Annotated in this window: 15 protein-coding genes; 5 read left to right on the forward strand and 10 right to left on the reverse strand. The window is 61.6% G+C overall.

What is annotated here, in order from left to right:
* Positions 1–6 precede the first annotated feature (6 nt).
* Positions 7–1764 (reverse strand): hypothetical protein, encoded by a 1758-nt coding sequence (locus BB347_RS16600; protein WP_076583530.1) that lies wholly within the window; start codon positions 1762–1764, stop codon positions 7–9.
* On the reverse strand, positions 1761–3035 hold the full coding sequence (locus BB347_RS16605; protein WP_076583532.1) for a Single-stranded DNA binding protein: 1275 nt from the start codon (positions 3033–3035) through the stop codon (positions 1761–1763). The genes BB347_RS16600 and BB347_RS16605 overlap by 4 nt, the downstream gene beginning before the upstream one ends.
* A gap of 208 nt (positions 3036–3243) precedes the next feature.
* Here BB347_RS16605 and BB347_RS16610 point away from each other — a divergent pair, with 208 nt between their 5' ends.
* The 3 genes from BB347_RS16610 to BB347_RS16620 all read left to right on the forward strand — a co-directional run bounded on the left by BB347_RS16610 (position 3244) and on the right by BB347_RS16620 (position 5666).
* Positions 3244–3735: a cupredoxin domain-containing protein gene (locus BB347_RS16610; protein WP_076583533.1), complete on the forward strand. Its 492-nt coding sequence runs from the start codon at positions 3244–3246 to the stop codon at positions 3733–3735.
* 101 nt (positions 3736–3836) lie between these two features.
* A complete protein-coding gene (locus BB347_RS16615) occupies positions 3837–4508 on the forward strand; it encodes a 2,5-diamino-6-(ribosylamino)-4(3H)-pyrimidinone 5'-phosphate reductase (protein ID WP_076583535.1) in 672 nt (223 codons plus the stop codon).
* A 561-nt stretch (positions 4509–5069) separates the two neighbouring features.
* Complete coding sequence (locus BB347_RS16620; protein ID WP_076583536.1) at positions 5070–5666, forward strand: P-loop NTPase family protein; 597 nt, start codon at positions 5070–5072, stop codon at positions 5664–5666.
* A gap of 30 nt (positions 5667–5696) precedes the next feature.
* On the opposite strand, the gene BB347_RS16625 is transcribed toward BB347_RS16620, so the two are convergent.
* Complete coding sequence (locus BB347_RS16625; protein WP_076583538.1) at positions 5697–6611, reverse strand: hypothetical protein; 915 nt, start codon at positions 6609–6611, stop codon at positions 5697–5699.
* A gap of 350 nt (positions 6612–6961) precedes the next feature.
* Here BB347_RS16625 and msrA point away from each other — a divergent pair, with 350 nt between their 5' ends.
* On the forward strand, positions 6962–7504 hold the full coding sequence (msrA, locus tag BB347_RS16630) for a peptide-methionine (S)-S-oxide reductase MsrA (protein ID WP_076583539.1): 543 nt from the start codon (positions 6962–6964) through the stop codon (positions 7502–7504).
* 120 nt (positions 7505–7624) lie between these two features.
* Here msrA and BB347_RS16635 read toward each other — a convergent pair whose 3' ends face one another.
* Positions 7625–8662, reverse strand: coding sequence for an NAD(P)/FAD-dependent oxidoreductase (locus tag BB347_RS16635; RefSeq protein ID WP_076583542.1), 1038 nt, complete (start codon positions 8660–8662; stop codon positions 7625–7627).
* Positions 8662–9021 carry a thioredoxin gene (gene trxA / locus BB347_RS16640; RefSeq protein WP_076583543.1) on the reverse strand — a complete coding sequence of 120 codons (360 nt, stop codon included), beginning with the start codon at positions 9019–9021 and terminating at the stop codon, positions 8662–8664. Before trxA ends, BB347_RS16635 begins: the two co-directional genes overlap by 1 nt.
* 230 nt (positions 9022–9251) lie before the next feature.
* Between trxA and BB347_RS16645 the strand changes: the two genes are divergently transcribed.
* Positions 9252–10877, forward strand: coding sequence for a potassium channel family protein (locus tag BB347_RS16645; RefSeq protein ID WP_076583545.1), 1626 nt, complete (start codon positions 9252–9254; stop codon positions 10875–10877).
* A gap of 39 nt (positions 10878–10916) precedes the next feature.
* On the opposite strand, the gene BB347_RS16650 is transcribed toward BB347_RS16645, so the two are convergent.
* The 5 genes from BB347_RS16650 to BB347_RS19440 all read right to left on the reverse strand — a co-directional run bounded on the left by BB347_RS16650 (position 10917) and on the right by BB347_RS19440 (position 13928).
* A complete protein-coding gene (locus BB347_RS16650) occupies positions 10917–11132 on the reverse strand; it encodes a hypothetical protein (RefSeq protein ID WP_076583546.1) in 216 nt (71 codons plus the stop codon).
* 125 nt (positions 11133–11257) lie between these two features.
* The gene (locus tag BB347_RS16655) at positions 11258–11659 is read right to left on the reverse strand and encodes a helix-turn-helix domain-containing protein (protein WP_076583548.1); all 402 of its coding nucleotides are present in this window, start codon (positions 11657–11659) and stop codon (positions 11258–11260) included.
* Between the two features lie 166 nt (positions 11660–11825).
* Complete coding sequence (locus BB347_RS16660; RefSeq protein ID WP_076583550.1) at positions 11826–12416, reverse strand: vitamin K epoxide reductase family protein; 591 nt, start codon at positions 12414–12416, stop codon at positions 11826–11828.
* A gap of 330 nt (positions 12417–12746) precedes the next feature.
* Positions 12747–13778, reverse strand: a complete 1032-nt coding sequence (locus BB347_RS16665) for a sulfite exporter TauE/SafE family protein (protein WP_076583551.1) — start codon at positions 13776–13778, stop codon at positions 12747–12749.
* Positions 13779–13928, reverse strand: coding sequence for a DUF7512 family protein (locus BB347_RS19440; protein ID WP_168170975.1), 150 nt, complete (start codon positions 13926–13928; stop codon positions 13779–13781).
* Between the last annotated feature and the right edge of the window lie 38 nt (positions 13929–13966).

Genomic DNA, 13966 nt, shown 5'->3' on the forward strand with positions numbered 1-13966 from the left:
ACGGGGTTAGATCGCCTTGAGCGTCTCGTCGTCCGGTTCGTAACACTGCCCGCCCATGAGCGCGTCCTGAATCGCGTCTTCGACGTCGCCCTCGGCGACGCCCGTTTCGTCGGCGATGGTTTCGACGAGTTCCGATCGGTCGGCACCGTCGCCGTCGTCGAGTTCTTCCATCGTCTCGACGACGGCCGTCTGCAAGTCGACGTCGTCGGCGGCGTCGTCGTCCTCGCCAGCGGGTTCGTCCTCACTCGCAGAGTCGTCAGCGTCGGCAGCGTCCGTCGCTGTCTCTTCTTCGGTCTCAGCAGCGTCGGTTCCCTCCTCGAGTTCGTCCGCTAGGTCAGGTTCGTCCGCTGGGTCGGGTTCGGGTTCCGCCTCCGCCTCGAGCCCAGATTCCGGTGGCTCGCCGATGTCGTCATCGTCGTCAGTCGACGCGTCGACGCTCTCTGCAGCAGATTCACTGGACGCGTCGTCAGCCCCGTCGTCCTCGGGTTCTGGAACGTCGATATCCGCCTCGCCGGGATCGTCGACCTCGCCGCCGGTCGTGAACTCGGTACCGAATTCCTCCTCGAGTTGTTCGCGCTCGTCGTCGTCCATCTCGTACATTCCGGAGTCACCGGCGTCGAAATCGCCGAGGTCGTCGTCCGCATCCGCCGCAGCGTCAGCACCTCCGCTCGCTGGCTCGGCATCGGTGGGTTCGGATTCCGAGGACAGGTCGCTCGAGTCGGCCGTGACGGTGTCGTCGCCCTCGGTCGAATCGTCGGTCGTCTCGGCGTCCGTTTCGATCGGCGTCTCCTCGACCGGATCGGCTGCGTCGGATTCGGCTTCGGATGCAGCCTCCCGATCCGTCGCGGTTGCCGTGCCGGCGGCCGATCCGGAATCGATCGACTCGCTCTCGCCGGCGACGGCCACCTCGGCGTCGGGCTCGGAATCGGCCTCGAGTTCACTCTCCGCCGTTTCGTGTTGCGTTCCATCGGCAGCGTCGGTGCCCGCGAGCGATTCGAGGTGCTCGAGGTCGACGCTCGAGAAGGAGGCGAGCGAGGAGAACGTCGCGTCGGTCTCGGGGCTCGAATCGCTGGGCTGTAAATCGTGCGTGCCGACCTGATCGCGCTCGTCCGCGACGACTTCGACGGCCTCGAGGGCGCACTCGCGAAGATCTGCGAGGTAGGCGGGCGTCGTTCCGTAGTGGTCCTGTGCGAGCGGGATACCTGCGGCGAGGCCAGCGTCGGTATCGACGGCCGCGAGCGCGTCGCTCAGATCGTCGCCGTGGGCAGCCACGTCGGCTGCGGCGGCGTACGTGCCGATACGTTCGAGCGTCTGTTCGGCCGCGCTGACGACCCACCGGTCGCGGGTGTCGGCGTCGACCGTCGCGATGCTCTCCGGGCGAACCGAGGTGTAGACCTGATCCGAATCGTCGGGCTGGAAGGTGCGAGCCTTGCCCGTCACCGCGACGAATTCGGGGGCCTCGAGTTGCTCGAGGGTGGCGAGTTCGTCGGGTTGGTACTGGCCGGCGTAGACGACGAAGGCGCCGGTCGGATCGACGATGCGGGCGCGAACCATCTCGTCGTTGACCGACGTGACTTCCGTCAGCGTGCCGACCGCGAAGATGCGGTTGAGTCGCGCTCCCGTCGGGGAGATGACGTAGTTCGGCGCGCGTTCCTCGTCGCTCTCGGCGTAGGAGAACGACGCGTCGTCGTACTCTTTCGCGAACAGCCGGTAGGCGATCTCTCGCCCGGGAATGTCCTCGCCGTCGTCACCGTTGGCGCTCATGCGTCCACCTCCTCGAGGAAGGCCCGTGCACGGGCCGTCGGGTCGTCACTTCGCTCCTCGAAGGACTCGGCGTCGAGATTCGAGCCGTACTCGTCGACCGAGAGGTGGCCGCGCACGCGGTACTCGAGGCCGACGATTCGATCGCGAATCGTGTCGGCGACGACCTCCTGGTCCATCGCTTCACGGGCCTGTTCGAGGGCGTCCTCGAGCGTGCCGTCGTAGACCTGTTCGGTCAGATCGTCGTCGAGGACGACGGTGACGGCGCCGGTGCCGTCGTCGAGGATCGCCTTGACGCGCATGTCGTCGATCCCGTCGACGTCGCCGTGGGTTCGACACTGGCCCTTCTGGACCACGCGATAGCACTCGGGACAGCGCTGGATGAGCCCGGAGCCGTCGCGAACGGCGATCACGTTGCCGCTGAGTTCGACGTCGTAGATGCCACCCGTTCGGACGGCGTCGCCGACGTTCATCGTCGTCGCGTCGGCACCGACGTCGATCTCGGCCTCGAGTGGCGTGACGCTCGAGAACTCCGAGACGTTGACTTCGGGGACGCCGCGGAACTCCTGGACGTAGGCGTTCTCGATGCGGACCGTCCCGCCGTCTTCGATTTCGGGCACCGGATCCCAGTTCGTAAACGGTAGTCGGCCGCTCTCGTCGCCGACGACGCCGCTCAAAATTTCGGTCTCGCCGTCGCGGCCGTCGATCGTCCGGCGTTCACAGTCCGTGACGGTGACGTCGACGGTGACGGCACGGTCGCCGGTGTGGAGGTCGGCGAGTTGGGATTCGCCGCCGGATTCGTACGGGATATCGAGCGATTCCTCCTCGAAGGACAAGGACGTGCTCTCGCCGAGGTTGAGTTCGGGTTCGCCGTCCCACTCGCGGACGCCCGCATTCCCCGCCGTGATCGTATCGCCCGGCGAGAGACCGAAGTCCTCCCAGGCGGTGTAATCGATCGCGCCGGTCTCGTCGGCGAGGCGCCCCTCGACGATCACGTGATCGTCGCCCTGGTAACGAATCGAGCGTTTTCCGGCCGTCAACACGACGCCCGTGACGGTGACGTTCCCGTCCTCGGGCGTGACGTCGCCGAGGTCCTTGCTCGAGGGAGCGCCGCCACCACCGCTCGAGCCGTCGCCGTACTTGCGTCGAAGGCTCTGTTTGGCTTCGTCGATGGGAACGCTGTACTCCACCAAATTCTGCAAGTCTGCGGTGACCTCCTCTTTGTCAACACCGAGGTCGGAGGCGAGATCCTCAGCATGCTTGTCGAGTTCCATCAGTGGCTTTTCGGGTGGGGGATTAAAAAGCGTTCGCGCAACGGAGCGAGCGGGTGAGCGAATCGAGTGCCCGAACGCGGTCGCTTCCTCGAGATCGTGGTATTACACAACACGAGACACCATCTGAAACAGCGAAATGCCGGAATTTGCAGCCCTGAGAGTGCCAGGCAGCAGGTTATGGAAATGGCGCGGATAACGTGTATACAGCATGTCACCAGACGAGTCACCAACCCGACGGCGAATGCTCAAACTGAGCGCAGTCGCCGTCCTTCCGGCGGCGCTGGCTGGATGTAACGACAACGGGAACGGCGAAGACGAACCGGCGAACGGTAACGACGAGAACGGTAACGACGAGAACGGAAACGGCGAACCGATCGAGCCGGGCGAGATCGAACTCGACGGCGAAACGGAAGCCTGGACCGGCGTCGCACCGGACGAAATCGCCGACGAAGAGAACCCGACGCTCACCCTCGAAGAAGGAGAGTCCTACGAGATTACGTGGGAGAACATCGACGGCGTCGACCACAACATCGAGATTCGAGACGATGACGACGAAGTCGTCGACGGCTACGAGACCGACCTGATGGGCGACGAAGGAGAAACGCAGACCCTCGAGATCGACGAAGTGACCGACGAGATGACACAGTACGTCTGTGAGCCCCACGAGGGGACGATGGTCGGTGACGTCGAAGTGGCCTAATCGAGCCGATTCTCATAGGTCGTTGTCGACAGCAGACGACTGGCCGCCGCGTTCTCGCGACCGCAATAGCTTCTTTACGGCCCGCTACCACAGCACGACGTATGCACGTCGTCGTCAACGCCGCCACGAGCGCGGACGGCAAACTCTCTTCGCGGAAGCGCGAGCAGGTCGCGATCAGCGGCGAGAGCGATTTCGCCCGCATGGACCGACTCAGAGCCGAAAGCGACGCTATTGTGGTCGGCGTCGGAACTGTTCTCGCCGACGATCCACACCTGACAGTCAAGGACGAAGCCCTGTGCGAGCGACGGGCAAAAAACGGCCGACCCGAACAGCCCGCCCGGATCGTGGTCGACTCGAGCGGACGGACGCCAGTAGACGCCGCGATTCTCGACGACGCGGCTCCGACGTACGTCTGCGTGAGCGACGACGCCCCCGTGGACCGACGCGCGAATCTCACGGACCATGCGAACCTCGTGAGCGCCGGCGACGACCGAGTCGACCTCCTCCGGGCGTTCGCCGGGCTACAGGAGGAGGGCCTCGAGCGAATCATGGTCGAGGGCGGTGGCGAACTCATCTTCTCGCTGTTCGAGTGCGGACTGGTCGACGAACTCCGAATGTACGTCGGTGGAACCGTCATCGGCGGCCGTGACGCGCCGACGCTGGCCGACGGCGCGGGGTTCGTCGAAGACTTTCCGTCGCTCGCGCTCGAGCGCGTCGAGCGGATCGACGACGGGGCGTTGCTGTGCTGGACGGTCGACGAAATCGACGACTGACTCGAGCAACGTACGCTCGTGCTCGAGTGAAGGACGTTCAGGCACCGAACCGCTGGTCGGTTCGATACACGCCACTCACTCCGAGTTCACCGAGCCCTGACCTGACGACTTCGAATCTTCCGAGACACCGTTTTATCAAGTCTCTCGTGTCTGGGCGGCCAGTAAGCTTAATCTTCGATGGTCGAAGGAGGTAGCCGGCGGGCAGACCTCACTGTCGTTGCCGGTAGTGATTCTGAGACATCACGAACCCGCCCGCCTGTCGAGACATCGCACCACGGTCTTGGCACATCCACCGATCACCCCCGTCAGGGGAATCAGATGTCGGTCCCCACTTCCGACATCTTCTGACGCCGTAGTGGACAGGAGGGAGTGGTACAGTCTCGGATTCGAGGAAACGCCTCGGCCAGTCTATCTCATTGCGGGATCTAATCGACTCGATCAGCGAATCTAGAAATGTACGGATGGTGAGTTCTCAGTCGGTAGATAAAGGTCATGGTGCCAGAGTAGAAATCTGTCGGTATGTTCGATGAATGCCCCGGTTGTGGAGTGGTTCACCTCGATATGGCGGTCGATTCAGGGGAGTCCGTAGTCGTCTGTCCGGAGTGTGGACACGAACAATCGATCCGCCAAGAGCCGCTGCTCATCGTTAGTGGAGCAGGTGGGACCGGGAAATCAGCGGTACTCCACGAGCTTCGCGGAACGCGTGACGATGCCGTGCTCCTCGATTCGGATGTCGTGTGGCGCGATGAGTTCTGGGACGAAATCGATTGGTACGTTCAGACGTGGCTTCGCCTCTGTCGGGATATTGCCCAATCGAAACGCCCGCCGGTTCTGTTCGGAGCGGGGCTCGGCGTTCCCGCGAGTATCGAAGCACACCCACAACACGAGTGCTTCTCGGAGATTCACTATCTCGTTCTCGTCTGTGACGAGGACGAGCAAGAACGGCGACTAAGGGCTCGTCCCTCGGGACGCCATCCCGGTGAGTTTGCGATGGACCAATCCGACATCGACGCCCAAGTAGAGTTCAATCAATGGTTCAAAAATACCGCAGACGACGAGGACTTCACGGTCATCGAGACGACCGACGCGACGGTTGAGGAAACCACAGCGCAAGTTGACGAGTGGATTTCGAGCCACGTGTCCAACAAGACGCTCTGACCGTCGAGAAATCGCTCGGTGAGACTGCGTCTACGTCGACTCGACGTTCTGGCGAACGGAGCGATCTGTGTCAGTGAAGAGAAATCGGTCGTACTCCCCCTCGTACGTGCCCATGAGCGGTTCTCCACGGGTCGTATCGATACCGATCGTGTGTGGCTCGTCTAACTCGGCGTGCTCGTCGGCGTCGTCGTTCGGATCGTACGCGGTGAACGTAATGCTGTCGTCGTCCGCGTCGTAGTCGTAGAGGAGCAGGTAATGACCGTCGAGGACGTCACTTCCGCTGATCGTTACCCCCGCTGATCCGATCGTGTCGATCGCCGAACGAATCTCGCTCGCCTGTTGCTGGTAGTCGATGAACTCCGGTCGAAGCAGCACCCACCGTTCGGCCCACGTTTCGGGGTACAGGAACTGGCTCCGGTGAAAGCGTTCGATGTCCTCCCGGACGGGCGAACTGGACTCCTCGAGTGGTTCGTCGACGTCGGTGATCTCGCTGACCGAGTCGTGCTCGAGGGGGACTGCCGATGGCGCTTCGAAGTACCACTGCGACGCCATCGCGATCCCGAAGCAAAACCCTCGTATCCCGAATAACCGGTTGGCATTCGCGTGGAGTTCGTCAGCGATCGCTCCGATCGATCGATCGAACCCGGCGTTCGCTTCAACCGGTTGGACGACGGAACTCTCGGATGCGATCAGATACTCTCGAACGTCGCGAGCAGAGAGCAGCGCACTCGGCTCCGGTGGCTCGGACGGCGTCGAAAAGTTGTCGAAGCCGAAGCCGTCGACAGCCGGATCGAATTCGCCTCCTCGAGCCCCGGAACTCGAATCCGAACTCGACTCCGAATCCGATATCGACGGGATGCCCACTCTCGCCGCGAAAGAGAGCGACCCGATTCCTGTCAAAGCCGAGAGTCCGTAGAGGAGTTTACGACGTGGTATGGTGCTCATAGTGAGTTGCTGTGTCCGAGTGGCTCGAGCGGACGAACACCGGGTGAGATTCTCTTCGCGTCGGTCGACGGGCTCCGGTTGGCGCGGTAGGTACGGGAGCTGAAACTAGAGCTGCGACGAGCCTCGTTTGTCGAAGAGACCGTCGGTGCGTCTCGTCCCTCTCGCTGGGCCACACCGCTCGAGTACGCAATGTCTCCCACCGGTGAGCGATATGTACGCGTCCCCTGCATGCGCTGGTTCAGACGGACACGCGGACGCGTTCAGCCTCGGAGTTTCTCGCGTCGGCCGAATCGAAACGCGACGGCCGGCTAACCCGTCACACCTTTCCTCGGGGACGGTCTAGGGAGACTATGGAACGAGCGACGTTCGGCGGCGGCTGTTTCTGGTGTATCGAAGCGGCGTTCGAAGAACTCGCGGGCGTCGAGTCGGTCACCTCCGGGTACGCCGGTGGCCACACCGACGATCCGACCTATCGCGAGGTCTGTGCCGGCCAAACCGGCCACGCGGAGGTCGTCCAACTCGAGTACGATCCCGACGAGATCAGCTACGAGAAACTCCTCGAGGTGTTCTTCACGGTCCACGACCCGACCCAGTTGAACCGACAAGGGCCAGACGTGGGCACCCAGTATCGCTCGGCGATCTACGCCCACAGCGACGAGCAACTCGAGACCGCCGAGGCCTTCGCCGCGGAACTCGAGAGTGAGGGGCTCTACGAGGGTATCGAGACGGAAATCGAGCCACTCGAGACGTTCTACGAAGCCGAAGAAGCACACCAAAACTACTTCGAGAAGAATCCACAGGATGCCTACTGTACGATGCACGCGGCACCGAAGGTCGAGAAAGTTCGCGAGACGTTCACCGAGAACCTCGAGGGCGAACAGCCCTCGCCGTGAACTCGAGCGCGAGAGGATTCATTCGGTGACCAGCGGTCGGCAGGCGGAGAATTGTACCTTTTGTACAAGCGTGTTTTTGGAGCGGTGGCGGCGCGTTCTGGATACTGAGCCGACCGTCGGTTACTGGCTCGCTTCGAGCGCCGCGGCGGGAGTCGACTCCTCCTCGAGCGCTCGCTCCTCGAGCCACGATTCGGCGTCGAGTGCGGCCATGCTCCCGGTTCCGGCGGCCGTGATCGCCTGTCGATAGTCGGGATCCATCACGTCGCCCGCGCCGAAAACGCCGGGGACGGCGGTTTCCGTCGCCATTCCGGGCTCCGTCCGCAGATAGCCAGTTTCGTCTCGCTCGACCGACGTTTCCGCCAGGAACTCGGTGTTCGGGACGTGGCCGACGCCGTAGAAGATGCCGCCGACATCGACGCGTTCGGTTTCGACGGACTTCCCGTCCTCGAGTCGCGCTCTCGGATGACCCGCCGGGTGGGTGACGAGCGTCCCACCGGTGACGCCCGTTTCCTGCGAGCCGTGGATTTCGCTGAGTTCGGCGTTCCAGCGGAACTCGATCGACTCGTTCTCGCGTGCGCGACGAGCCATGATATCCGAGGCCCGGAGCTCGTCGCGGCGGTGGACGACCGTGACGCTGTCGGCGAATTTCGCGAGAAACAGCGCCTCTTCCATCGCGCTGTCGCCCCCGCCGATGACGAGCACGTCGTCGCCGCGGTGGAACGCGCCGTCACAGGTCGCACACGTCGAGAGCCCGTAGCCCATCATCTCGTCTTCGTTCGTCGCGCCGACCCAGCGGGCGCTCGCGCCGGACGCGACGACGAGCGCGCGAGTCTCGAGGACGTCACCCGAAGACAACTCGAGGGCGAACGGCGACTCCTCGAGCGAGGCGCGTTCGACGACGCCGTGGCGAAACGTCGCGCCGAAGCGCTCGGCTTGCTCTTTCCCTCGCTGGACGAGTTCCATTCCGCCGACGCCGTCGGGGAAGCCGAGGTAGTTCTCGACCTCCGTCGTCAGCGTGAGCTGTCCGCCGGGCTCCGGACCCTCGAGCACGAGCGGCTCGAGGTCCGCCCGGGCGGCGTAAACGGCTGCCGAGAGGCCGGCGACACCGGAGCCGACGATGACGACGTGGTAGACGCCCTCGGTGTGGGTTGCTCCCATTATTCGGTGTGGCGTTCGATTAGGTCGCGAAGGTGGTCCTCCGGCAGCGCGCCGGTTTGCTGTTCGACCTGCTCGCCGTCCGCGAAGAGCGCGAGCGTCGGCACGCCGCGAACGCCGTAGGCACCCGCGAGTTGCTGGTGTTCGTCGACGTCGACCTTCGCGATCACGGCGTCGGTCTCTGCCGCCAGCGTCTCGAGGACGGGCTCGAGCATCTGACACGGGCCACACCACGTCGCGAAGAAGTCCACGAGGACGACGTTATGGTCGTCCACGACGTCCTCGAGGTGGGCTTCGCTCTCGATGTGAAGTGGTTCCTCGAGCGATGCGCCGGATGAGCCGTTTTGTGTCTCAGTTGCCATCACGATGGTGTAGGTGCCGACAGTGTTTAAAGGTTTTGTGCATATTGTGCAATACAAGATCGATCGGAGAGGGGCAGTGTCTTCCGAGGAGTTTGGACGAATACGGTGGAGAGATACGTCCTCGAATGGAGATGCATCTGTCATTACGGTGTCTAAGTGGAGTAATTTACAGCGGTCGGTCGGCCATACTTATTCAGAAGTTCTATTGAAGCGTTCGAGAGTGAGTTCGTATGGAAGATTGGAGACGGCGTATTGGATTGGCACTTACTGCTGTCGCCGCCATTGTACTTACGTATTCTGTCATTTATCGGTGGGCAATGCTGACGTTTGAAGGACAGGAGGTTCCAATATATAAGTCGGTTCAGGTTGTCATCGAATCGCTAACCACGGCCGGATTCGGCGGCCACGCACCGTGGGAAAGCACTGTATTGAACTTCCTGGTTATCGGAATGAATCTCACGGGTGTCCTGCTCGTTTTCTTGGGCCTCCCTTTGTTCGCTATCCCACTTCTCCGACAAGGACTCCAAACAGAGCCACCGACGACAAGCGAGTTGACCGATCACGTCATCATCTGTGGTCATTCGGCACGAGATGATGTGCTGAGAAAAGAACTCGACGAAGTCGGGATACCGTGTGTCTTCATCGAACAGGATCCGGACCTGATCACGGAACTTGCAGAGAGCGGTATCGAGGCGATTCACGGGGACCCAGAACAGATCGAAACCCTCCGTGCCGCCAATGCAACTGACGCTCGTGCGCTCGTCGCGGACGTCAACGACGAGGCCAATCCGACAGTTATCCTCTCGGCACTTCGGGTCAATCCAGAGTTACGAATTATCAGCGTCGTCCGGGACTACAAGACGGCATCGTATCACGAGTATTCAGGCGCAGACGAGGTTGTGCTGGCTCGACAACAACTTGGGGATGCCTTCGGTAGACGGGCGACGACCTCTTTTGCTGAGAAACTTCGGAACGTCATTCACGTCGAAAATGACTACGAGATCACAGAGCTATTAGTCGAAGAGGGGAGCGATCTGGCGGGGCAAACGATCAGAGAGGCGAATATCTTTGGCCAAACCGACCTCACGATCATCGGGGTATGGCTCGGCGGGAAGTTCGTCATCTCGCCAAACCCGGACACGGTTCTCGAAGAGAATACAATTCTTCTCGTCGCCGGCGAACACAGCGATTTCGATAGTCTAACTGCCCGATCAATTCCGACGCATCACCACCCCTCTCACGTCATTATCTGCGGGTACGGCACTGTCGGCTGGTCCGTCGCTGAGACGCTCGAGGAATCAGGTATTTCAGCGAGTATAATCGACCGTGAAGATCGGGATGCGGTCGATGTGGTCGGAGATGCTACTAACCCCGAAACGTACGAGAAGGTGGACATCGAGGACGCAGAGACCATCGTGCTTTCCTTGGACGATGACACGACGACAATTTACTCGACACTAGTCATCCGGGAGTTGGCTCCCGATATCGAAATTATCGCTCGAGCAGACGATCCAGACACTGTCTGGAAATTGTACAACGCTGGTGCAGACTACGTCTTATCACTTCCGACGATTACTGGCGAGATACTCGCATCGTACCTGATCGACAAAGTCGAAATCGTTACCCCACAGGTGCGTTTCGAGTTCATTCGCTCGAAAGCACCGTCTCTCGTCGGAGAAAGTCTCAGCGATGTCGATCTTCGCAGACAAACCGGGTGTACAGTGATCGCTGTCGAGAGAGATGATGAGTTGAAAACCGATCTGAGTGCAGGTTTCGTTGTCAGCGACAACGATATCCTCATCGCTGGAGGGAGTGAGAAGGCAATTAGAAATTTCAAGCGATTTGTCACAAAGTGACCGCGATCAGGTCGTACAAGCAGGTCTGGGTTCGTTCGGCTACGCCTCACACCTCGAGCAGTTGCGTCGCCACCTGAGGACGGAACCGATGACGCCGAGCGTGAGGACGGTCACGGCGACCTGCCCGAGGCCGGCACCGAGGCCACTGGCAGCGACGCCGCCGGAAACGGCGGCTGTACCTGGTGCGAGACAGCAAAGACTCGCAACGCCGGCGAGACCGAGCAACGACCGCCGTGACGCCGCGTCCGAACTCATACAGTACCAACACAGTCCGGATCAGATAGTGATTTCGGACGGTCAGTGTCGAGGACAGGTCGCGGCGGCCAGTGTGCCATATCGGCGATCGGTGAGAGCGCAAGTACAGCGTGAAAAAGTGGACGTTAGCCCTGTGCGGGAACGTCGGCATCGGTCTGTTCGTACTTGTCCTCGAACTCGTGGATGAGTTGGCCCATCTTCGCGTACCAGTCGTTCAACATCCGCTGCATGTCGTCTGCGATCTGTGACGGGTCGGTCGGGTGGTAGACGTGGTAGTACCCGCCCTGATCGTAGTTGATCTGCTCTTTCTGGATGAACCCGCTCTGGAGCAGTCGTTGGATCGAGCGATAGGCCGTCGAGCGCTCGCGGTCGACGCGTTCTGCGACCTCGTCGATCGTCAACGGCTCTTCGCTTTCGACCATCGCGCGAAAGCAATCTTTGTCGAGTTGTTTGAGGCCGTGAATACACTCCAGCAATCCTTCGCACTCCATATCTTGCTGGAGTTGTGCTGCCATCGAATTCGCCATGTGAGTAGTCAGGAGGCGCAGGGGTATAAGGATTATGTGAATATTGCGCAATTTCGATGCGCCGCCGCCTCAGCGCCTTTCTGACGTGGTTTGACTCTAACCAACGAGTGAAAGCGGTCGAATTCGAGACGCGAGAAACGCATCCACGCCGAAGCGAAGTGGCCGCTTAGACGCCCGGAATCGGTGCGAGCGTGATGCCGTACATCGCCGCGACCGTCACGGCGATCGTCGCGCCCATCAGCGGCGGCCAGATACGCGTACTCGAGACGGCTGGCGCGATACTCCCGCCGCCTGCGTACTTCACGATCACTTCGATCGCGAACAGGCTCGTCGTCGCGGCCGCGGAGATCATACAGAACGGACAGATCGCTCCGATCACGCCGAGTTGGAGGTAGACGAAGTACGCCGACGCGGCGAGTCCACCGACCGTGAGCAGGAAGATTCCGCGCTCGAGCAGGTCGTGTTTCGTCTCGAGCCAGAGGCCGCCGAGGACGATCATCGTCGCGTAGTAGCCGGCTCCGAGCAACGCCAGCGGGATGGGGCCGACGTAGGCCCACGTGCTCGTGATGACGGCCATGCTTCCCTCGGGCGTGATCTCGGACGGGAGCGGGAGTGCCCAGAAGTGCACCGCCGTGAGAAAGATGCTGGCTCCCCAGCCAACCACCGCGATAGCGAGGAACGCTCCCAGGAGTTTGTTCACGTACTGACGCGGAGCGGACGGCTGTGCTGCGCTCGTCTTGGAGACGTGTTCGGTCATCGTGGTTTGGCGTTGGAACCGTAGTGGCTTAATAGTTTGTATAGTTTCCACAATATTGTACACTATAGGTATCGACGACGGCGAGCTTTCTTCCCCTCCGCTTGCGTCTGACTCGAAAATGGCCGCAGAAGGGGATTCGAAGCGTCTAGTCGGGGTGAGAAGAGTCGTGAGCTGCCGCCAGTTCCGTAGCCATCGAACTGTGCAAAACGCCGCGTCCCAACCCCCCTCGAGAGGCGATCCGCTGTTACTCGAGCGCCAATGGCGGGTCGACGCGAGCGTTCGTCGGTGAGTACCCGGACCCGACTCAAAACGTGCGGTTCGTCGACGGCGTTAGTCACCGCCGTCAGGATTCACCTGCGCGCTCGGGTCGGTCGATCCGGTCGACTGAACGACCTTGTAGAGGATCATCGATGCGACGACGAACGACGAGCCGACGAGCAAGAGGACGCTCACGAGGTCGAGGGCGTCCGTCCCGAGCCAGTTCGCGAGTTCGCTGAGGGCGATTCCGACGCTGGCGAGTACCATCATGAGCCCGAAGTAAACGATCACGTCGTCCTCGTCGACCATCGTCGTTGCTGCCGAGCCGATTCGGGCACCGAGGGCGCTGCCGACCAACAACAGCGAGACGACCGTCAGGTCGACACCGCCCGACATCCCGTACGTGAACGTCCCGAAGGCGCCAGAGAACAGCCCGGCGAACAGGCTGGTCCCGACGGCGGCCGTCAGTGGCGTCCCGATCAGGTAGTAGATCGCCGGCATACGGATGAAGCCGCCGCCGACGCCGATGAGCCCGGAGACGAGGCCGACGCTGCCGCCGGCGCCCGTGATCGTCCACACGGAGGCCCGACCCCCGGAGGTGAGAGAGAGCATCGGCGGCACGTCGTACGACTGGATTTGCTGGCCGATTGCCGGGATCTCGTCGTCGCTTGCGTCGTTCTCGTCGGTATCCTCGTCATCGTCGTCGAGTCTGGCGGCGCGGCGCAAAAACAGCGCGCCGATTCCCGCCAGCAGGACGACGTACGCGATTCCGGTGACGAGGTTAGCAATTCCGATCGCCTCTAACCCGAAGACGAGTCGACTCCCGAGTTCGATCCCGATCGAGAGGACGACGAACAAGACCGCCCCGAGTTTGTAGTCGACTTGGCCGACGTCGTAGTGTTTCAACACGGCGATCACGGAGGTGCCGAAGTAAAACGCCAATCCGCTGCCGATCGCGACCGAGGCGGGGTAATCGAGGAGCAACAGCGTCGGCGTGATCAGGAAGGACCCGCCCATCCCGAAGAAGCCGAAGAGAACCCCGACCATGAAGCCGAAACTCACGAACAACACTATCAGCGCGACACTGAGTCCCAGGAACTCCATCTATCGTGCGTTGGTGATCGTGTCGATCAGCGGCGTTGCAACTCGCTCGAGGGCCCCGTAGCCGGCGTAGAGGGTAACCGCCTGAACGAGGATGATTCCCACGAGGAGCGTTGCCTGGACGGGTGCTGGGAGCGCGCCGGCTTCGATCACGTGTCTCGCCCTCCGTTCGCGTTCGATAGTGTGCGGAT

The organism is Natronorubrum daqingense (genome assembly GCF_001971705.1).
Taxonomy (GTDB): domain Archaea; phylum Halobacteriota; class Halobacteria; order Halobacteriales; family Natrialbaceae; genus Natronorubrum; species Natronorubrum daqingense.